This is a genomic window from Sulfitobacter sp. JL08, from assembly GCF_003352045.1.
GTDB lineage: Bacteria > Pseudomonadota > Alphaproteobacteria > Rhodobacterales > Rhodobacteraceae > JL08.
This window is the reverse complement of the sequence record NZ_CP025815.1, coordinates 807,775-829,401: the sequence shown is the minus strand read 5'-3', so window position 1 is coordinate 829,401 and position 21,627 is coordinate 807,775. Positions and strand designations below refer to the sequence as shown.

Here is a 21,627-nt window from a genome sequence, read left to right as displayed (position 1 = left end):
TAACAGGATTTTCCCATGAAGATTTCCGTCGCGTTAAGCCTAACAGTTGCTGTCATTATTCCATCCATTGTAGCAGCGCAGGAACAGCCCATAGTTTATGCCGGAGACGCGCCCGCTGCATCCGCAGGCGACATCAAAGAAGAATACTCACCGTATCTTCATCAGGCCTACCCCAACCAGGTTCTGTGGGGCGACACCCACCTTCACACGTCCTATTCCACGGACGCAGGCATGATCGGGAACTACCTCGGGCCGGACGAAGCGTTTCGTTTTGCGCGGGGGGAAACCGTCACGGCGTCACTGGGGCAGCGTGCCCGCTTGATCCGCCCGCTCGATTTTCTGGTCGTCGCGGATCACTCAGAGAACCTTGGTCTTGCTGATCTGATCGCAGAATCCAACCCACAACTTCTGCGCAATCCGTGGGGCAAGCAGGTTCATGACCTTGTGAAAGCCGGGAAACCATTTGAGGCCTACGGCCTCTGGGGCTTGGAAATGGGCAAAGGAATTGACCCACTTCAGGACGATGCCTTGGTTCGGACGGTTTGGAACCGAATTGTTGATTCTGCAGAGCAGTACAATGAACCCGGCGTTTTCACAGCATTGCATGGCTTTGAGTGGACGTCATCTCCTGGAACCAACAACCTGCATCGGGTCGTGGTTTTCCGCGATGACGCGGATGAGGTTGAAGACCTGGTGCCCTTCTCTAACTACGATTCCAGCGACCCGGAAAAACTGTGGGAATGGATGGATGCCTACGAAGGACGCACCGGCGGACAAGTTCTGGCAATCCCGCACAACGGGAACCTATCTAATGGGTTAATGTTTGACGATGTGACGCTGGATGGCGCACCGCTGACACGTGAATACGCCGAACGCCGCGCCTTGTGGGAACCGCTCTATGAAGTAACCCAAATCAAGGGTGACGGCGAAGCACATCCAGCCTTATCCCCCAATGATGAGTTCGCAGATTATTATACTTGGGATAAGGGCAATTTTGGACTCGCCGAAAAAACCCCAGATATGTTGCCTCGGGAATATGCGCGAGAGGCCCTGAAACAAGGGTTGGAGAAAGAGGCAGAGCTTGGAGTCAATCCTTTCAAGTTTGGCATGATCGGCTCGACCGATAGCCACACGTCTTTGGCGACAAGCCGCGAAGAGAATTTCTTTGGGAAAGCAACACCTGTTGAACCCGGTTCTGGTCAAGAGCGCTATGACGAACTGATCACCGGTGTCATTGACGTCGAAGGTGTGGACGTCAGAATCAAGAACTACAAAACTGTGGCCTCTGGTCTTGCTGCCGTTTGGGCCAAAGAAAACACCCGCGAGTCAATCTGGGACGCAATGGAGCGCAAGGAAGTTTACGCCTCTACCGGTACCCGCCTGACAGTGCGCGTCTTTGCTGGATGGGATTTTGCAGCCGATGAAATCACGCGTCCAGATTTTGCCGCACACGGTTATGCCAATGGCGTTCCAATGGGCGGCGATTTGACTGCTGCGGCAGAAGGAGCCGCGCCGAAATTGCTGGTGCGCGCGTTGCGTGACCCAGATGGCGCAAACCTTGATCGCATCCAGATTGTAAAAGGTTGGAGAGACGCCGACGGCACTCTGCACGAAAAAGTCTATGACGCTGCATGGGCAGGCGAGCGCGTAGCGGACGCCAAAGGAAAACTTCCTCCCGTAGGCAACACGGTAAACGGCGCGCGTTATACAAATGACATTGGTGAGGCAGTTCTGGGCGCTTACTGGGAAGACCCCGATTTTGACGCTTCCGAGAGCGCTTTCTACTACGTTCGTGTTCTGGAAATCCCAACTCCAAGCTGGTTGGCCTATGACAAGGCCCTCTACGGCAATGCCATTACGCTTCAGGACGATGCTGTTTTGGTGCAGCAAGACCGCGCCTACACCTCGCCAATTTGGTACACGCCCGGCTGATCGGTCTACTAAAAGCTCTCGTGTTAATCGCGGAATAACGGGCGCAAACGAACTTTGCGCCCGTTTCAGTTTGCCGCTGAGAACCTAAGTTCTCACAACAGTTTTAGGGCAAGGTAGGGCACAAAATTGGTAACCAATACCAAAATTTTATAATTGGATAGGTAACCGAAATAGGCTCGTTTAAGGTTTTTTCATCTAGTCCAGTTAGACGCATTGTGAATGCGAGCCACAGCTGGGCGGAATGCGGTCAAAGCAATACCTGTGGCAGCAAGGAACCCAAAATTAATCACAGTCATCCATCCAAACAATGCAGTCCAAGTCTCGATTGTCATTTCCAGCTCCTTCCAGCTCGCATTCTCTACATGGAATACCTTTTATCCTACATTATTGCTGCTGTTTCCCCGATCAAGAACTTTTCACGCGTGAGCGCAGCGTACAATCGCATTTTCCGCTTTGCGGACCTTGGTGCGAAGTGCAGCGAATGTCCGCAATCCGCCCCTTGTGTCGAGCGAAACGACCGGCCCATTCCCGACATTCAGCGATGCTCGATGCTGACTCACCAGCTTGCCCAGACCGGACATTCGTCGATGGCACAGCATTTTCGAGAAGCGAATGACCGCAGCGCGGACAAAGTGCCAATGCGCTGCGCAACGCGCACAACCGGGTTCAAAACCCACTGACCCGTTCGATCAGCCAGAAAGAAGCGGTGGAGCCTATGAAGTAAGCCGGCATTTGCACCGCCCAGTTCGGCATCTCGCGAAAGAACTTCTTCAGCAGGAACATGAAGGCAAGCACGCTCAGCACAAAGGTGAGCTGCCCCAGTTCGACACCGACGTTGAACATCAGCAGAGCCAGAGGAATTTCGTGTTCGGGCAGGCCCACATCCGCCAGCGCACCGGCAAATCCGAGACCGTGCAAGAGGCCAAAGGTAAATGCAACCAGCCACGGGTAGGTTGCTGTTAAGCTGGGCTTGTTCTGCTCGACCTTCAAAAGCTCGCCTGCAAGGAACAAGATGGACAATGCAATTGTCGCCTCGACCGGTGGTCCGGGCACCCATACCAAGCCCAACGTCGCTGCGGCCAAAGTGAGACTATGCGCGAGGGTGAAGGATGTGATCGCCCACAACAGTCGCCTGCTTGGTCCGACGATCAGAAGCAGGGCCAACACGAACAACAGATGATCAAACCCGCCAAGAATGTGTTCGAAACCCAAAACGGTGTAGTCCCACGTGACCTGTGCTGCACTTCGGGGGCCTTTCACGATCATCCAGGGCTGTGACGGCTGCAACAGATTTGTTGTCGCGGCTCCATTGGCGAATGCGATCCGCACAAGCACATCCGTGTTGGTTTCGCGCAGCCCGGCAATTTCGATGCGGCTGCCCAGAAACTGCGCGGGGTCGACCTCGATCAGGCGGCGCTCAACAATTGATCTCGGCAACTCCGTCGTCACAGGTTCGGTCAGATTCTGCGCGGCCTCGGGCAGTTGCAAGACCAACGCTGGCAGCGGGGTAGACAGCTTTGGGCTGCGCCAAAGCACGCTGTAACGCCCCTCGGAAACTTCAGTAAATTCTAGGTAGCCGGGCGTCGAGTCATCCGCGCGCGCCGCGCCGCCAAAAAGAACCGCACATACCGTCAGCAGTACGGCAAGAAAATGCAGGCTTCGCACCATCCTCAGTTCTCCCCTGTGGGCTGGGCCTGTTCTTCTACCGGCATGACAGTGACATCATATCTGGACAGCAGTTTTTGAAAGGTCTCTTCTTCCAGGGCCTTTTTTTGTTCAAGCTGCCACTCCCGCGCGACCAGATCGCGGACTTCGGCCAGATCGGGCAAGCGTCCCGGGACCCTGTCGCTGACAAGAACCAGATGCGCGCCAAAGCCGGATCGAACCGGCCCCACCCATGTGCCCACCGGGGCGGAGGCGAGTGATCCAGCGAACTCCCCGCCGAAATCACGCCTGATCTGAGCAACAGAGGCAAGCTCGTATGATGAGGGCAGCAAAATCGGATCACCAAGCATTGGAGCGTCTTCGCCAGCCTGCAATCTCGTCAGGATATCCCTGGCATCTTGGCCGATATCGTTGCGCCTGTCCGGGCTGAGATAGACATGTTGGAAGGACAGCTTGGGGTCCAGACGAAACCGGTCTTCGTTTGCGGTTAAAATCTGTTGCAGGTCCTCGTCCGAGGGGGATGTCAGGGCAGATACATCCTCAAGAATGAATTCCAGCTTTTGCCGCAGACGGCGACGGATCACCCCGTCACCTTCGTCCAAACCCAGATTGACGGCTTCGCGATAAAACACCTCATCCCGGATGTATTCGGAGATCAGGCGCTGCCGTTCCTGAGGTGTCGGAGGGCGCGACCATGTCTTGGTGAACCCCGCTTCCAGCTGTTCGATCTGCCCCGAACTGACTACAATCTGGTCCGGGTTGTCCGCTTCAGACGGGTTCAGCGCCCCAAAAGCGATGAACATGCCCGCCCCGATCGCCAGAAAATGCAGCATCGGTTCCCGAAGGGCTTTCTTTAGGTCAATAACCATTGATCTTGCTCACCTTGAACGTCTGAAGTTATAGGGCCAAGTGGCCACCTTGTGGTGCTGGTCGCGTCATTGAGGTCTCTTGGCATGTGAAGGGGCCTGCAGAACAAGCCCCTTCAATGTGTGGATGGTTACGCGTTACCCGTTTCTGGGCGTGTAGCTGCCGCTCGCCGGACGTGTTGTATGCTGCGATGCGGCCCGTCGAACCAGCCGCTCGCTGCATCTGCAAAACACGCACCTAACTGAACTCACAGAGTGCGGGCAAAACGGTAATTGTAGTTTTAAACGTATGAACTTTCGGATTGAGCCAAAATAGAGTGTTCAGCGAAGATGGCTGAATTTCTCCATAGTTGGTAGTTGCTCCAAATTCATCTGAGCAGAACACTGCTCAGACGCCTGATCATACATTTACCGATTGAGCTTACCCTTTTGGAGTGTACCAAATTGGTGAGGTGTAGGCGCGTTCCTGTTGCTCCAGCGGCGCCCCTTCTGGGACCTCAAGGCCGAATCTCACGACATCATACAAATACCATGGAGGTGTTGGAATTTCGAGAACGCGCGCATAGTAGAACGCCCGATCGTTCGCATCAAAATCCGGATCACTCCAGACAGTGACCAGTTCTGACGCACCGATTGTATTGGACCAAGTTGCGGTTGCAGGATCGACCGTACTGCCAACCGGGGGCAGTTTGCCGTTATCTGCGATCTCACGTGTACCGGACCAGACAACATCATAGACCTTTTCGTGGGTCTTGCCCTCTGCATCCAGCCAACCTTTGATGATTTGAACGCGATCAAGGTTTGCACCAATGGGATCACGAAGGGCTGCTACAAGAAAGCTGGGAGCCACGCCCGCCTCGGGGGGCGCTGTCAAATCAGCGCCCATGGGCACGCCCTTTTCATATCCAACAGCGGATACTTCCCGGCGCTTCAAATCTGCGTCGCTGAAATCATATCCCCCAAAGAAACGAACGGCCATGCGGGGGCCAGTTGTGCCATAGACTTCCTTGCGGTCCATGGCATCAAACAAAGAGGCACGCGTGTTTTCATGCGCCCAGACAGCGGTCAGGCCGGAGGCCACCTGTTGCCAACTGGCGAGTTTGCCGTTTTCGTTTTCCATGAAGGGGTGTGTCAGACGTTCGGCAGAGGGCTCATACCCTGCGTGTTTGCCAAAGAAGTTGTTCTCTTCGATCGCGGGCAAGGATGTGTGGGAATCCGTTGCGCCCGCCATGCCAAATTTGTAAGGGTTCGTGCCGAATTTTTCTTCCAGAACCATGCCGTTTTTGAGGGCTTCCCGCGCATATTCGTACTGGAGCATGTCTTCGGTCTTGGCCTCGGACAGATCAAGGTTACCCACATCCCATGTGCCGTAATCCGCAAATTCATCGTCTGGTGACAGGTAGGGGTGCGTTTCGCCATCGCCCTTGATCTGGGTGGCTTCATACATCCGTTCCCATTTGGCGCGCTGCTCGACATAGAATTTGTCGATGGGCTTGCCGGTGAACTGTGCATCCATCGGGAACATAATGCCGTTGGACAGGTTGCCATTGTGCGCGAATGTCATCGTCGAGCCATTGGTCTTGGCTTCGTATTCCTCAAGGTATTTGTACAAATCCAGAGGGTCATTGCTGCCCACGGGTGCCTGAGTTGTATAGGGGACAACCTGACGCGCCCGATCCGGGCCGTCGCGGAAGATAACGTTGCGGTGCAGGTTTGCCCCTTTTTCAAGAGACGTCCACTCGAACCCGATAAATGCAGTGAAGCGACCGGGTTCGTTGAATTCTTCCGCGGCATTGATCACATCATCCCAGATTGTTGCGTAGCGCCGCGCGCCGGGAGAATAGTTGGCAAACATTTCAGGGTCCATTTCACCCTGCGAAAAAGTTTGAATGAGGTTGAGAGTGGCTTCTACAGCTTCCTGACCTCCGGCGCCAAAACCTTCGGCCCAACGCGCACCCTGCTCATACTGAGTGACAATCGGCGCTTTGGCCAAAATGTCAGTGATCAATCCCATGCCATCTGAGTGGTCTGTGATCGCAAGCCAGTCCAGCGGGCGGCTGAGGCGAATGTCTTGCCCAGATGAGGCTGTGACCTGTTCTCCGCGCGCCACGCGGTAGGCCTCGCGCAAGCCCAACCGGTTACCAAAGCCACCAGCGTCCATTGAAAGGGCGGTGTGCAGATGGCTATCGCCCCACATCGGGCGTTCTGGAAAGTTACGATCAACATATGGGGAATAGGGCGTGCCCGCTGGAAAGAGCCCTTCAAGTTGCTCCTCATTTGCTTGGTATTCTTGTGCAAACACTGCGCCGCCGACAAGTATCGCTATGGCTGTTGAGCAGGTCAGAAAACGAATTCGCATGATCTTTTTTCCCCCAAGTTAGTAGTCGTTGCCAGCTTCCGCCGAAAAGCGGAATGCTGCGTGCTTAGATAAGTTTATCACGGTCTGGATTGAATTGAAAAGAAATGCAAGTCGGCTCAGATCGTGAACATTTCAGTTGGCCAGCTTAGTCAGACCGCCTGCTGGGGAAAATTATGGGGCGCCGGTGAGCAAAGTTATTTGGTGGTTTGCATTGAATACTCACTGCCGACCTTCGCTGCGTTTGCACGACAGAAAAAAACTGGTCGATGCCCTGAGCGTCCGCTTTCTTCGAGCTGCCCTTTCGATTTCGCACTTGCGGCGAAAGTCCGCAATCCGCCCTTAGTGCCAAATGCTGCGCTAGCAAGCCCTGAGATTTCGCGGTCGCGGCGAACGGCTGGAAGGTCCGCATCTCGGTTGTTGCTGCAGGCTGCAGCGAATGACCGGTTCAGGATCCAGGGGCCACAATCGCGGGGACAACTTCTTCCAACCAAGGTGCGGCCCAACCCACTCAAGCCTTCGCATCACCCCGCACGACCACGCCGCCTTCGGGTGTCTCTGACCGTTTCGATAGCGGTCGAACCTGCTTCAACTGCGGCGCAACCTATTTTCGGCAAGCACCTGAAAAGAAAACCATTTTTGAATGCGTCTCGATTTGGGTGAAGGGCGGGTGGAAAGAGACGCGGGGCGTTCGGAGACCGATTTTGGATCAATGGCCAGTCTCTGAAAGTCGGGTGGCGTCGCTAAACCCCTTTGAAACAAAAAGAAAAAAGGCCCACACTGGGGCCTCATCTCGGGTTCGCGAATGGTTTGTGGCGAAGGAAGCGGGATTCGAACCGATGGTTCGCTTCGTCGTGCTCGACGCAAGAATTCAGCGTCTCCGTCTTTGCCGTTCTCGGCTCCGCTCACGTTTCTCGACGGTGAGCGGGTGATTGCGGCCAAGTGCACTGTAGACGCCACCGGTCTTTGACCAATTCAGGAACTGGTGCTGTCAGACGAATTCGAACCAGTCTCTGCAAGGACAGTAAGGCTGATCCTTATGCCGCACCGAGACCGCGCCACTCAGCCAGAGCGGCGGCACGGTTGAGCTTGAAATTCGTTCGACTTGAGAGGCTGCGTTCCTGATTAAAGTGGTTATAGACGGAAGCGTGAACGGCGGCGAATTTCTGCAAACTTCGCATGCGCCTGAACCGCAGCATCGCTCGCTCTCGTCGTCGGAACGGCAGGTGTGAGTTTTCTGCTCTGTTGTTCAACCAGCGACCAGTTTCCTGTCTGTCTGCAGCGCCGATCTCCTTAAGAGCCGCGCCATACGATGCCAGCCCGTCCGTCACGATCATGTCGGGACTGCCGTGCTTACGCATTGCTTTCTTTAGGAATTTCAACGCAGCCTTCTTATCACGTGCCTTTGTGACGAAGCTTTCCAGGATTTCGCCTTCATGATCGACGGCCCGCCAGAGATAGTGCTGTTCGCCGTTGATCTTCACGAACATCTCGTCCAGATGCCAGCGCCACCGGCTGGATTTCATGCCGGTAATCCGGCGCTTTCTTATCTCCGCAGCAAACATCGGGCCGAACCGATGCCACCAGAATCTCACAGCTTCATGGCTCACATCTATGCCACGCTCATGCAGCAGATCTTCCACGTTGCGAAGGGACAGAGGAAACCGGACATACAGCATTACCGCCAGGCGGATGATCTCACGGCTCGTTTTGAAATAGCGAAATGGGTCAGGTTTGGTCATCTTCAGACGTTACGAAACCGTCCTGCCCGGCTCAAGTCAGTTTCTTCTGACAGAGCCATCCGGGGCTCGAACCCCATCTTGCTCAGCGTTCGGCTGACAAAGTGCGCGCTCAGGCAAGCTTCCATCCCGACAATACATTGCGGCAGCTCCTCAAACGTCGCAACCAACGCCATGCGTTTGATCTTCTTGCGCAAAACAAGCCGACCTTCTTTGTCAAAGCCAACCAAGTGAAATACGTCTTTGCCGATATCAACGCCAACTGACATCAGCTCATCAAAATCATTCTTCGCCATGCTACTTCTCCTTTTTGCAGTATAGGCCAAGCCTAACCTGCTGGGTGAAGCAGCCGGTACATCCCATTAGTGGAAATTGCTTCTACACAACATAGTTCCAAACGCTCGGGCAAATGTTTCCAACTTGAAGCAGGCAAAAGATGCTAAGAGGTAATCCTCGAGGAGGACCACGCTTATGCAAAATCGTCTGGCAGCAATAATGGCCACAGATATGGTCGGCTACTCGCGACTAATGGAAATCGACGAACTGGGCGTTCTCACTCGCCAAAAAGCACACCGGAAAGAGTTGATAGATCCTAAGATCGCATCCAACCGCGGTGAAATTATCAAAACGACTGGCGACGGTATGCTCGTCACGTTTTCATCGATAAAGGATGCAGTTCGTTGCGCAATAGACGTCCAAAGTGAAATGAACCGCCGAGAAACCGATGAACCTGAGGAACAGCGTATCTCTTACCGCATAGGTATTAATCTTGGCGATATTATTTTTGACGATGGTGACGTCTTCGGTGACGGCGTAAATGTTGCTTCCAGACTTGAAAGTCTTGCCCCGCCTGGAGGAATCTGTGTGTCGGATGTCGTCCACCAGTCAGCGGCAGACCGGATAGATGTTTCCTTTCGAGATATGGGAGGACAGCGCGTCAAAAACCTTTCACGTCCGATCCGCGTCTGGCAATGGTCTCCCGACGCGCCGCCAGAACGCAAACCACCAGACATATCGCTGCAGCAGCGCGTAAGCTTTTGCCAATCGGCAGACGGTACACATCTGGCATGGGCATCAACAGGAAGCGGAATGCCTGTGCTGAAGGCTCCAAATTGGCTGAACCATCTTGAATATGAATGGACTAGCCCCGTTTGGGGAGACTTCCTTTCGGAATTCTCGAAGCGTTGTAATCTTGTGCGGTTCGATCAGCGGGGAAACGGTCTGTCGGACTGGGATGTCGAAGACATTACTGAAGACCGAATGATAGATGATATGCTTGCAGTCGCTGACGCGGCGGGATTGGAGCGCTTTGGTCTTTTTGGCATCAGTCAGGGAGCGGCCTTCAGCGTTCGCTTCGCCGTAAAGCATCCGGAAAGGGTTAAATTCTTAATCCTCCTTGGCGGATACGCGCGAGGGCGAATGGTTCGTGATGATCCGGATGCAGCTCAATTTTATGAAGCCTCACGCGCGATGGTCTCGTCAGGTTGGGGCTCTCCAAGTCCGGTATATCGCCACTTCTTCACCACCGCTTATATCCCAGATGCAACGAAGGCAGAAGGAGACAGTTTTGACGAGATGCAGCGAATTTCAACCAGCCCGGAAAACGCGCTCAGGATAATGGAAATGAACGCATATGTGGATTCACGGAAAGAAGCACGTGCAATCCGCGTTCCGACGCTGGTGTTGCATGTCAAAGGCGACATGGCGGCAGCAATCAAGGAAGGCAGAGAACTGGCTAAGGAAATTCCGGGCGCAGGATTTACGGAGTTACCGGGAGCCAATCATTGTATGATTCGCGGCCATCCAGGATTTGATGAGTTTTTCCATGAGATCAGTCCATTTCTGGAAGCCAACAGCGGATGATTTGATAAAGTGATTTTCGGCTAGAAAAACAGAACCTGATGTCTCCTTAGTCCCGCATGTGAGACATACGTCGCAACCGCAGCGAACGTCCGGTCCTGGTGAAAGCAGTCGTTTAGAACCAAAACTTCGAATTTCCGGTTGTGAACGGCTGCTTAACGCGACGAACCGGTCATCAGAGAAAAACAGTCGAATGACTGCATCGAGCCCAATGTATGTACCGGCTGCTGTTCGCAAGTGTTCAATTGCATGTCTTCTGGAAGTCGCTGATATGTATCCGGCCTTTGGATCGGCTTGTGTTGCTTGCCGTGGCCCTGTTGGGAGTACGCACGCGCCTTTGTCTCATTAGCGGACAGGTCGATTATGACCATTCGGGCTCTCAGACTTTGAGTGCGTTTTTATTCCGTTCCATGCATTTGAGGTTTACGAACGTCGTTTGCGGCTGTGATCAGATCGCAGTCGCCAATTCTTTTTCCATCCAATCGAAGTCCTTGCCTGAGTTAAGAACACTCCATGCGATCCGCGCTAGCTTATTGGCAAGCGCCACGCCGAGCTTGTTGTGCTGCATGCGCGTCGCGGCGGCTTCCAACCATGCGCCAAAACTAAACTTATGCCAGTTCTTCGGTCGCATCATGATGACCTGCGCGGCCTGCACAAACAGCATGCGGAGATACCGGCTGCCTCGTTTTGTGATACGACCCAGGATGGTGCGCCCGCCGGTGCTGTGTTGTCGCGGAACGAGCCCCAGCCAAGCCGCAAAATCTCGCCCCCGATCATAAGCCTCGCCGGTCCCGACAGCTGCAACCACAGCCGTTGAGATGATTGGCCCGATGCCCGGAATGGTCATCAGACGTTGGCAGCTTTCCTCGGTCTCGCTGACCTCTTTGATTTCAGATGTGGTCATATCGATCCGTTTATCCAGCCATATCCAATCCTGTTGGAGCCCCAGGATCAATCTCCGCATCCGCAAGGACATCTCGTCGCCGCGATTGCTAAGAATGGCTTCGAGCGAGGCGCGCAGAGCCGCGACACTACGTCGGACAGTGATCCCCTGTTCGATCAGAAAGGCCCGGATCTGATTCATTGCTGCTGTCCGACGTGACACAAGCCGTGACCGAACGCGATGCAGCGCCTGGAGATCAAGCTGCTCCTGCGTCTTCTCCGATACCGTCTTGAGATTGGGACGCAAAGCGGCTTCTGCAATAGCTTCAGCGTCATTGTAGTCGTTCTTCTGGCCCTTGTTGAAAGGCTTCACATAAATCGCGGGAATGATCCGGGGCTCGAACCCCATCTTGCTCAGCGTTCGGCTGACAAAGTGCGCGCTCAGGCAAGCTTCCATCCCGACAATACATTGCGGCAGCTCCTCAAACGTCGCAACCAACGCCATGCGTTTGATCTTCTTGCGCAAAACAAGCCGACCTTCTTTGTCAAAGCCAACCAAGTGAAATACGTCTTTGCCGATATCAACGCCAACTGACATCAGCTCATCAAAATCATTCTTCGCCATGCTACTTCTCCTTTTTGCAGTATAGGCCAAGCCTAACCTGCTGGGTGAAGCAGCCGGTACATCCCATTAGCAGACATGGTCCGGCACGGATGCTCGCAGATGCAGCAACTCTGTTGAGCGAAACCATCAGCTGCGCTGCAGAAAGAAAAACGGTCGTTCCTTCTCGGCGCAGCAAAATCTGGAGGGGCAATGACTGAGTTGCGGGACTCAGTGTGCGTTCGTGGCAGTTGCTCCACGTTCAGCTTTCGGAGTGTCATGCTGCGAACGCGAACGATGCTGTCGTCAAAACCGTATCAGCTTTGCCTGAATTGGGCGGTGCGCCTTTGCCCGCTTCGGGTAGCAAGCGGCCTCCCTCTCACGTTCTGGCAAAACACTCGTATCGTCAAATCTTGCCATGCATCTCTTTCTTGCGCGCGCGCGTCACTTTCGTCCCCTCGTCGCTTCCATCATGAAACGTACCAAACCAGCGGTCCCATGGCATTTCCTGATTGCCATAGTTGCATTCGTAATAACGATGATGCAGTTGGTGATAAAACGTCCCCAACGCCAATCTGCGCTTGTCTTTCACCAGCAGGTCTTCGTAGCCCGTATGGGTCATCGCAGCCCCCGGCCCGAGATATATCACGTGGAAATACAGATGGATAGGATGGCTTGGGAACACGCAATGGATCATCAGCGAAGAGAAATAGAGCAGATGCTCGACCGGATGCATCGACAGCCCGGACCATGGCCCGACGTTAACATTTCGGTGATGCAGCGCGTGGACACGCTTGTAGAGGGCAGGCGCATGCAGCAACCGATGCACCCAGTAAAAATGAAAGGCGGACCAGATGGGCAACAACACCAATCCGGCGGCAAACAGGATCGGATTCGAGGCTAGAGTAATCGTCGGCACGTATCCGTTTGTCATGAGCCACATCATGGCGGCCTGAAACAGGGTCAACTGCAACACACCGCTTCCCAGCGACCAAAACATGTTGTCATGGACCTGGTTCGAGAAATTCCAGAGACGGTTGCCGCGTGCCGGTTCACGATGATCGAATTTCAGCGCCTTGCCTTGGCCTTTTCGTATGTAAAAATACCCGTGAAGCCCTCCGGCCATTCCAATCATCAGGCCCAGATTGACAAGCCACACCTGAAAAATCCACCCGACTGAAAAGGTCTTCGCCGCTTCCAATGAGGGGTAGAATAACCACCAACACAGCGTGGCCAGCAGCACCAGCATCACGCGCTCGCTTAGCATGAGCCAGTTGCACACGAGCCAACGACCCAAGAAACGAGGGTCAGGCGGCCATTTGAAAATCGACGGGTCCGCGAGCGGCAGATCGGGGTGATAATTCCATTCCCGGCTCACGGGTTCAGGGTCAGTATGGTTCGCCATTGCAGCCTCGAAATGCCATTTAGGCGATCAGCGTCCTTTCTGAAAGATGCCAAGTCTTGCCCAAATGCGACAGCTTTGAGCGCAGCATACTATTTTTCATTGTGTCGAGTTTTATGAGGTCTAGGTGACATCCTCTTACATGGCGATCTGACCGAAACACTGCCATTCAAATAATTTACAGCATTAGGCAAAGTGGGCTCTGACCGGTCGTTCGCTGCACAGAAAACGAACGTCTGCTTTTCATACTGCCGATTATGCAACTTTGGACACCGTCGAATTGGGCGGAAAGCGGACGTTCTCTGCAGGTGCGCTTTGTTAGATGCAGAATGTTGAGAGCAGACATTCAGATTACGTCAAATCCGGTTGGATTGCTGGAACACCGAAAGGCGGCTGCGAGCCCAGAGGCGACCTCGGTGAAGGTCGCAGCATCAGTCGCAATGGGCGGAAACCTGAACTTATTCTCGAACGCTTTTCTATAGAACAAGCTAGGCTGTGGGCCATTCGAATGAACGGCAGCTTGGTCCACGACCCAGCCATTGCCTTTCTAAATGTGCTGCACGACGCTCGAATGGCAGCGATGCGAAAGCTGCACCGCAGCGCCAGTGGTGATGGTTAATGTCTCCTTTGGGCCGGCAGCAAGTGTCGGCTTGAGGGTCGCGAAGGTCTGAATAGTCCCGCAGAGCGGAAGTAGGCCTATTTTTCAGTAGCGTCCGCTCTTGTGGCAAGCGGCCATTAAGAACCAAAGTTTCGAATTTCCAGTCGCGAACGGCGGCTTGACGCGACACAGCAGACACTTACCAAAATCCGTCGAAGGTCTGTTCCGAGCCCATTCCTTCCACTTTGCTGCGTGATGGCGAATAGCGGTTTTTCGGCTCCCTGTGTGGTTCTCAGCTTGCGTAGTCTCGACCGCGCGCATCCAGCATGCGCATAAGACCTGCCCACTCTGTCTTTCCGTTGTAGTGGTAGTGTTCGGACACCGCCATTTGATCCTGATACCGTGCAACCTTTTGTGGATCGATTAGGTGCAGCTCTCGTCCCATCGATAAAGTCTTGATCTGCGTGCTACAGGTTTGCCGCAGGAAGTAGGCGCGGAAAAACGCAGCAGCAGCCGTTTCGCCCAATGCGTAGTAGCCATGGTTGCGGCTGATCAGGATTTGATTTTGGCCGAGGCACTCCACGAAGTGATCACCGAAGGCTTCATCCTCTTCGAACTCATATTCAATGTATCCAGTTATGTTTCCGAGATAGACGGCGGGTTGATTGAGGGGCAAAAGACCTTCCTCGATTGAGCCCACGGCCATCACCTCTTCCTCATGCCCATGTACAAAGAAGTTCGCGTCCGGCCGAGATCCCAGGATCCATTGGCACAGATTCTGCACCCCGTCATTCAGCCACGGTGCATCCGGGTCTACCGGCTGGCCCTCGGCATTGATCTTGACCATGTTGGAAGCACGCGCCTCCTCCCAGAACATACCGTATGGGTGGACAAGGTAGTGATCAGGTTCGTCGGGAACGCGTGCGCAGACGGCACCATTGGCCAGATCGGACATGCCATAATGGGCGATGATCCGAAACAGCGCGGCGAGGTCGACGCGCGCCTGCCATTCGGCGTCTGAGCAGTCCTGGCGTGTTTTGATCGAAGCAAGGGTCATGATTGCGGTCCTTATCTAGCTTACGCTGTCGGCGCGGAATTGGCGTTTGAGGGTGCGGATGCGGGAATGCAGATCGTCACGATCTGCATAAATGCCTTCGATGAAGCGCGCGCCGCCCTTGGCATCGTAGCCTGCGCGCCCATGCAGGGCGCGGCGGTTGTCAAAAGCCAGTAGATCGCCTGCTTCATAACGGAACTTCATTTGGTATTCTGGGCTTTGCGCGCGCTCGGAAAAGGCGCGATAGGCTTTGTAAGCCCGCGCCTGGACCTCCAGAGGGGCCTTCATCGGAGCGCGAAGGAACGTGTTATAGCGCACCCCAGTGATCGCGCCGGTGGCATCGGTTTCAACGACGGGACCGCGCCCGCGATAATCCGAGGTCTTGGCGCGGTTGTTATATTCCCAGACGTCGGTGATAAGCGAATGGAAGTGCTCTGGTTGCGCAGTGCGCATGTCCTCGGCCACGCGATAGGCATCCACATAAAGGCCTTCGCCGCCAGTCGTGGTATTTTCACGCATGTAGAGGAATTGGAGGCCGAACGGCAGTTCGCGCGTGGGCAGGTCGATGTGCTGAAGCAAAGCGCCTGAGGTATAGGCTTGGCTGTCCGGATCGTCCTTGATCTCGAGCACGTATTGCCGACCAAAATTGCTTTCCCTAACGGGGCCGATCCGGGTCACGATCTGTTCCAGAAGCCCGTCCTGCTGTGGCAAACCGCGCAAACGCGCAACGCCGTAGACGTGCAGCGCTTCAAGCCAGTCAAGAAAGACTGCCGGATCATCCAAGGCGGCAGGCCCGTTGAAGGTCGGGGGTTCGGGTTGCTCGGCGGCGGTCCAAAGAACCAAGGGTTCAGGTGTATCATCACCGAACCAGGCCGTTCCGCGGAGCCAGCCGGGGTGGTATTCGGAGGTAAGACCATCAGAGAAGGTAACGCTGATGGCACCAGAGGCCCGAAGTTCGGCACCCGTGAGACAAAGGTCTTCCGCAAGCTCCTCCGGTCCAATCGCCATTTCACGTGCTTTGGGGTGTGTCGTCACGGGATCAGGGCTATTTTCGCGCAGCAGCAATGCGTGATGCGCGCTTTTCCGGCCGTCTGACCACGTGATTGTCAATGCCTCGGACGACACGTCGAGACTTTGAACCTGATGATCTACGGGCCAAACATCGAAGTCGGGCGTTATCGGTAAAGCTGTCATCGTGCGATCCTCCTTTCTCCGGCATACAACGTAGACGCTCAAACAACTTGACAAATATCAGCGATTGCTTGACGCATTTCTGCAAATAGTGGAGGCGAGCCGTGCCAAATGTCGTAATCGTCCTGACGAATCACTTCCCGATCCTGTCGCTGACGCTGGTCACAGAACCCTTGCGCGTGGCCAATCGCGAACTGGCCCAACCGGCATGGCATTGTCGCATCTTGTCCGCATCGGGAGGTGTTGTCAGAAGCTCAAGCGGTATCGACGTGCCGACAGGTCATCTGGACGAAGCCCGCGATGATATCGTGTTGCTGCTGTCGTCCTACACCCCCGAAAGCGCACTGACGAAGCCGTTTCTGGGATGGCTCAGACGTAGGGCGCGGGCCGGGACCCTCATGGGCTGCGTGGATACTGGTGCAATGATCTTTGCCGAGGCGGGCTTACTGACCCAAAACCCGGCGGCGGTCCACTTTGAAGCATTGCGAAGCTACAAAGAAACCTATGCGGATCAGATGTTCGTGGACCGGATGTTTGATCTGTCCGACAATCGTTGCTCCAGCGCCGGTGGCGTCGCAACCTTTGACATGACCCTCGCCCTCATTGCGCGGTTCTCGGGGCGAGAGCTTGCGAAAAGGGTCGCGGAAATCCTGACCTACCGACCAACCGAATATGACGGGCCGCAACAGAGAATGCTCGCGGAAACGTCCCTAGTCCAGTTGGATCGCACACTCGGTCGTGCGGTTGATCTGATGTTGGCAAACCTCAGCGACCCATTGAGCATCTCGACCCTCAGCTCGCAATTGAGCGTCCCGCAATGGACGCTCGAACGCCTATTCAAGCGGCACCTCAAAATGACGCCTTCGGCCTACTTCCGTTTTCTCCGCCTGTCTCAGGCACGAAACCTTTTGCTGAATGCGAACTACCGGATTAGCGAAGTTGGCTCACAATGCGGCTTTGACAACCCGGAGAGTTTTGCACGCGCTTACAAAAAGCAATTCGGAGAAACTGCTTCTTATACAAAGTCATCTGCGTCCCGTACGCAGCAATAGCAGACCTTGGCGCAGCAGCAGCGAAATGGTGCTTTGTCCCGCATGTGAGACATACGTCGCAACCGCAGCGAACGTCCGGTCCTGGTGAAAGCAGTCGTTTAGAACCAAAACTTCGAATTTCCGGTTGTGAACGGCTGCTTAACGCGACGAACCGGTCATCAGAGAAAAACAGTCGAATGACTGCATCGAGCCCAATGCAGACATGGTCCGGCACCGATGCTCGCAGATGCAGCAACTCAGTTGAGCGAAACCATCAATTGCGCCGCAGAAAGAAAAGCGGCCGTTGGTGCAATCCGCAGCAAACTCGACAGAGGCTATGACCGAGTTGTGGGACAAACTGGCCTTTGATCTGGATTATTGATTGAAACCGACATTCCGGTCGCTTCGTGGCGGGATGCTCATCTTGGAATAAGCAGTCTACTGTCATGACTGCCTCAACTTATACACACGCACCGTCGCTGTCCCGCACTCTCCAAGGGATCACCTGTGTGCTAACGGGCATGGTGCTGTTTGTCGGGCAGGACGTTCTAATGAAGGGTATGTTGACACATTACCCGGTGTGGATGCTGATCTTCAGCCGCTCCATCGTCGCTTTGATGACCTTGCTGCCGCTCGTCCTGTGGCTAGGTGCGCCGCATCGTATTTTGACCCCTCTTTGGCCTTGGTATCTAGCACGTGCCATGCTCTTTGCTTCAGGCTTCGCGATGTTCTATGCCGCCTTCCCTTTTATGGGCCTTGCCGAGGTCACGACGCTGTTCTTCGCCGCACCCCTGATGACTGCGACTTTGGCAGCGCTGTTTCTGCAGGAGAAGGTTGGAATGCACCGCATTGCCGCGCTGCTGGTAGGGTTTGCGGGCGTTGTCATCGCGATGAACCCCACAGGCGGAAATTTTGGCTGGATTTCGGCTCTTCCGCTTTTTTGCGCACTTACCTATGCAATCAGCCAAATCATTGTGCGAAAGATCGGAGAGCAGGACACATCGCTCGTCATCGGGCTATACACGATCTCGTTCTCGGGTTTTGTAATCGTTCCGATGGGATTTGTGGTAACGCAAATGGTTGTGGTCTCGCCAGAACTAAACCATCTGCGCATGAGTTGGCCGATGCCAAATGTCGAGGGCATCGCCATGCTGGCTTTTCTGGGTGCAATCGGAACGGTGGCCTATACACTGGTCTCGCGCGCATATCAAATCGCCAGCGCGAGTGTGATCGCACCATTCGACTATAGTTACCTGCCGTTGGCAGCCATCCTCGCATACCTGCTGTGGGGGGAAGTCCCACCCCATACGACCTTCATTGGCATGGTACTGATCATAGTGAGCGGCATGTACACAGCCTATCGTGAGCTTCGGGTCAATCGCTCCGCAGACGACAACCCGCCCACGGCTCAGACGGTTTTTACCCCAGGCGCGCCTTCTGTGGTATTGGCGGACGCGTTGGATGCTGAGGCCATGGAACTGGATGAGTTTGACAAGAAGTTACCTTAATCTGCCAGCAGCCTCGGCTGATACTGGGTGAGCGAAGATACTGCTGAAAACGCGGCTCAACGGTCGAAAACCAGAATTAGGAAGAACACCGTTTTTCCAACGTTCAGTTGCATATACAAAAATTACCTTGACAACTGACAGGCTCGTGCAAATCTCAATAAGTTGTTTCTGGAAAGGTTTGAAAACCACATGCAAGTAAGTGTTCGCGACAACAATGTTGATCAAGCTCTTCGGGTGTTGAAGAAGAAACTACAACGCGAAGGTGTATTCCGCGAAATGAAGCTGAAGGAACACTTCGAAAAACCTTCCGAGAAAAGGCTGCGGGAAAAAGGCGAAGCAATCCGCCGCGCCCGAAAACTTGCGCGAAAAAAACTGGAACGCGAAGGGTAGCTAGACGTCCTTTTGGCTAAAGCTGCGCAATAGCAACACATACAGCGGAACCCCAAGTGCAACAATCATCACGCGCAAGTGGATCTGATCACTGATGCAAAGCACCGACCCACGGCAGATCCATCAGGAATAGGTTGTTCCCAATCCCCTAAGGTAACGTGATCGGCGGCGGCCTACGTCGCTTGCCTGACAGAGCGTTTCCGGCGATCGCCGCAAGTAAAACTGCGCCGCCTGTCAGTGTGTTTAGCGTGGCGGTTTCGCCGATGAACAACCAGACCCATAACGGGCCAAGCAGAACCTCAGCCAGTGACAACAGCGCAAGTTCCGCTGCAGGAAGGCTGCGAGACCCCAGTGTATACAGGATCAACCCTGCGCCGACCTGAAACACCCCCATGCCCATTGCAATGCCGCCATCTCGGACCGACAACACTAGGGACAATTCCAAAAATAGGCATATGCCGGACGTCACGATGATGCCGAACAATCCGGACAGAAACACCGACGGCAGCATTTCACCCGATTTCCCCCACCGCAGCGCCACAGTGAAGACCGCAAATCCAAAGGCGGACCCCAACGCCGCAAGGCTGCCTTTCAGGGCGACGCCTCCGGATTTATCTGCGACCATGATCGCGATACCGGCAATGGCAACGGTGATCGCCACCCAGGTGGCAGGGCGTACAGGTTCACGCAGAACAATCCATCCCAGAACTGCCGCCATAAAAGGCGCAGTAGCAAAAAGCAGCATGGCATTTGCCACGGATGTCGCTTGAATCGCATAAATCCCGCCGGAATAGGCAGCCACCAGCGACAGCCCCGCGATCACCGCTGGAAAACCGGTGCGGCGGATCTGGGCAAGGGGGCTTTCACCAGACCGCATGCGAATGAACACATAAAGCAGAAGTGACAAGCTGGCCGAACGGTAAAGTAATATCTGCCACACAACCGCGTCTTCGATCAGCCGTATTCCAAGCCCGACGGTCGACCAAAGCACACCAGCAGCAAAGACAAACAGGACACCGAACCGATGCCCGTCAGTGCCGAGTGACGATTGGTTCATGGCAGTAATTCAGTCTCCATAAGACATTTCTGCCTCATTGCTAGCTTTAAGGCTGTTGCATTAGCCTTCCGTTTGCGACACCGAAACTGTTCGTGGCACATAGACGCCAAGGAATGGCCTCGGACCAGCACCTTCTGCCAACGCCGCGAATTGGTACTTCGTCCGCTCTGCCGACATTAGTACGTTCCGCGGCGAAAGACTGCCTTGAGCCCATATTGACCGATGCTGCGTCTTGCATGAACAAGCGCGAACCGCGCATTGCTGCCGTTGACCACCTCACGAACGGCCCACTCCTGCCGTTCACCCACTGGTCGACATGCTGCGGTCGCAGCCCGCTTTGCGGACTTCACTTTTCCCGATCTGAGATATTACATGTACGGGATTGGTGTTTTGCCCGGACACAGCGATCAGCCAAGACTCACATTCGCTTCGGCGATATCACCCATCTGTGCCCTGATCTGGTGGAGCAATTCTTGGCTCGATCTGTCTGCAAACGCGCTTGGAAGATCCTGTAGTTCAGCCTTACGCGCTACAACCGTCAAAGTACGCGACAGGCCTGACACCGGCAGTTCTCTCAGTTGCAGGTTCATATTCTCGACCATTCCATCGATCAGCAAAGTCGGTGTCAGCATGCTGAAACCCTGACCGGCAGACACGCAGGATGTCACCATACTGGACCTATCGGCAAGGATGACTTTCCTTGGCTCGAACCTCAGACGGCGCAAGTGTTGGGCAATCTGACGGCCCGCATTTGTCGTGTCGCCGAATCTGACAAGTGGCAAGTTCTCCTGAATGGCTTCTAGGCTGTCAGTTGGGCCATCGTAGGATCCTGGCAAAACGAGAAGGTACTTTTCGGTCAAGACATGGTGCCGCTCCAACCCGTCCATGTCGAGGAATGGGTTGGACGTGATCGCCAAATCCGCGCGTTTGGTCCGCAGGAGATGCTCATGGTTGCCGCTTTGCCCGGCGTACAGGGTGATGTCCTCAACACCGAAAGTCTGTTGGGCCAAATCGATCAGTGAGGGCGTCAAGGTCGTTGCAATGGAGGCTTGAAGTCCGACACGTAGTAGCGAAAGCGACTTTTCACCGATATGGCGTAGTTCGGTTTCCATGTCCGAAATTGCATTCAAAATCTTCTGAGCTTTGCCAAGCAAACGCGCACCCGCGTGGGTCAATCCAGCCGGGCGTGTTCCGCGGTCAAGCAGCATAGTGCCAAATGATTTTTCCAGTGCCGAGATGTGCTGAGACGCTGCGGGTTGTGTCAGGTTAAGAAGTTTTGCACCGGCCCGCATCTGACCGGTTTCGGCCACTGCGATGAACACTTCCAGCGAGCGTATCAGCGCAAGCGCGGGAGCAAAACAGCGAATGGCCCCCACCCACATGCCCTGAATGTCCAAGCGCCGCTGCTCGGCAAGCTCCGCGACGAGACCGGCGACATCCTGACACCGTCGCACACGAAGAAAGGCAATCGTCGTCATCGCTACTATGTCTCAAA

Annotated in this window: 15 protein-coding genes and 1 pseudogene; 5 read left to right on the top strand and 11 right to left on the bottom strand. The window is 54.6% G+C overall.

The genetic code is table 11. From position 1 onward, the window contains the following. The first annotated feature begins 15 nt into the window (after nt 1-15). The gene (locus C1J05_RS04185; protein ID WP_114869161.1) at nt 16-1,932 is read left to right on the top strand and encodes a DUF3604 domain-containing protein; all 1,917 of its coding nucleotides are present in this window, start codon (nt 16-18) and stop codon (nt 1,930-1,932) included. 666 nt (nt 1,933-2,598) lie between these two features. Here C1J05_RS04185 and C1J05_RS04180 read toward each other — a convergent pair. From C1J05_RS04180 to C1J05_RS04160, 5 genes and pseudogenes are all read right to left on the bottom strand, one after another. Next, nucleotides 2,599-3,600 (bottom strand): HupE/UreJ family protein, encoded by a 1,002-nt coding sequence (locus tag C1J05_RS04180; RefSeq protein WP_114869160.1) that lies wholly within the window; start codon nt 3,598-3,600, stop codon nt 2,599-2,601. 2 nt (nt 3,601-3,602) lie between these two features. Beyond that, nucleotides 3,603-4,466, bottom strand: coding sequence for a peptidyl-prolyl cis-trans isomerase (locus C1J05_RS04175; RefSeq protein WP_114869159.1), 864 nt, complete (start codon nt 4,464-4,466; stop codon nt 3,603-3,605). Between the two features lie 418 nt (nt 4,467-4,884). Then, nucleotides 4,885-6,822 carry a DUF3604 domain-containing protein gene (locus C1J05_RS04170; RefSeq protein WP_114869158.1) on the bottom strand — a complete coding sequence of 646 codons (1,938 nt, stop codon included), beginning with the start codon at nt 6,820-6,822 and terminating at the stop codon, nt 4,885-4,887. 1,034 nt (nt 6,823-7,856) lie between these two features. Beyond that, the gene (locus C1J05_RS04165) at nt 7,857-8,561 is read right to left on the bottom strand and encodes an IS6 family transposase (protein ID WP_114869157.1); all 705 of its coding nucleotides are present in this window, start codon (nt 8,559-8,561) and stop codon (nt 7,857-7,859) included. A gap of 56 nt (nt 8,562-8,617) precedes the next feature. Then, nucleotides 8,618-8,854 (bottom strand): annotated as a pseudogene (locus C1J05_RS04160) (IS110 family transposase); the annotation flags it as partial. A gap of 175 nt (nt 8,855-9,029) precedes the next feature. Here C1J05_RS04160 and C1J05_RS04155 point away from each other — a divergent pair. After that, nucleotides 9,030-10,421, top strand: a complete 1,392-nt coding sequence (locus tag C1J05_RS04155; protein WP_114869156.1) for an alpha/beta fold hydrolase — start codon at nt 9,030-9,032, stop codon at nt 10,419-10,421. 445 nt (nt 10,422-10,866) lie between these two features. On the opposite strand, the gene C1J05_RS04150 is transcribed toward C1J05_RS04155, so the two are convergent. From C1J05_RS04150 to C1J05_RS04130, 4 genes are all read right to left on the bottom strand, one after another. Further along, nucleotides 10,867-11,925 carry an IS110 family transposase gene (locus C1J05_RS04150; RefSeq protein ID WP_114868711.1) on the bottom strand — a complete coding sequence of 353 codons (1,059 nt, stop codon included), beginning with the start codon at nt 11,923-11,925 and terminating at the stop codon, nt 10,867-10,869. Nucleotides 11,926-12,307: 382 nt separating this feature from the next. Next, complete coding sequence (locus C1J05_RS04145; protein ID WP_114869155.1) at nt 12,308-13,306, bottom strand: sterol desaturase family protein; 999 nt, start codon at nt 13,304-13,306, stop codon at nt 12,308-12,310. 887 nt (nt 13,307-14,193) lie between these two features. Next, nucleotides 14,194-14,958 (bottom strand): class II aldolase/adducin family protein, encoded by a 765-nt coding sequence (locus C1J05_RS04135; RefSeq protein ID WP_114869153.1) that lies wholly within the window; start codon nt 14,956-14,958, stop codon nt 14,194-14,196. Between the two features lie 15 nt (nt 14,959-14,973). Next, nucleotides 14,974-16,191 (bottom strand): TauD/TfdA family dioxygenase, encoded by a 1,218-nt coding sequence (locus C1J05_RS04130; RefSeq protein ID WP_162797911.1) that lies wholly within the window; start codon nt 16,189-16,191, stop codon nt 14,974-14,976. Between the two features lie 134 nt (nt 16,192-16,325). Between C1J05_RS04130 and C1J05_RS04125 the strand changes: the two genes are divergently transcribed. The 3 genes from C1J05_RS04125 to rpsU all read left to right on the top strand — a co-directional run bounded on the left by C1J05_RS04125 (nt 16,326) and on the right by rpsU (nt 19,075). Further along, nucleotides 16,326-17,198, top strand: coding sequence for a GlxA family transcriptional regulator (locus C1J05_RS04125; protein WP_162797910.1), 873 nt, complete (start codon nt 16,326-16,328; stop codon nt 17,196-17,198). Nucleotides 17,199-17,728: 530 nt separating this feature from the next. Then, nucleotides 17,729-18,685, top strand: a complete 957-nt coding sequence (locus C1J05_RS04120; RefSeq protein ID WP_254684695.1) for a DMT family transporter — start codon at nt 17,729-17,731, stop codon at nt 18,683-18,685. Nucleotides 18,686-18,874: 189 nt separating this feature from the next. Further along, entirely contained in the window at nt 18,875-19,075 is a 201-nt protein-coding gene (rpsU, locus tag C1J05_RS04115; RefSeq protein WP_114872101.1) for a 30S ribosomal protein S21, read from the top strand. A gap of 148 nt (nt 19,076-19,223) precedes the next feature. Here the strand turns inward: rpsU and C1J05_RS04110 are convergent, their stop codons facing one another. Next, a complete protein-coding gene (locus C1J05_RS04110) occupies nt 19,224-20,132 on the bottom strand; it encodes a DMT family transporter (RefSeq protein WP_114869149.1) in 909 nt (302 codons plus the stop codon). A 407-nt stretch (nt 20,133-20,539) separates the two neighbouring features. Then, nucleotides 20,540-21,610, bottom strand: coding sequence for a LysR family transcriptional regulator (locus tag C1J05_RS04105; protein WP_254684694.1), 1,071 nt, complete (start codon nt 21,608-21,610; stop codon nt 20,540-20,542). Nucleotides 21,611-21,627 lie beyond the last annotated feature (17 nt).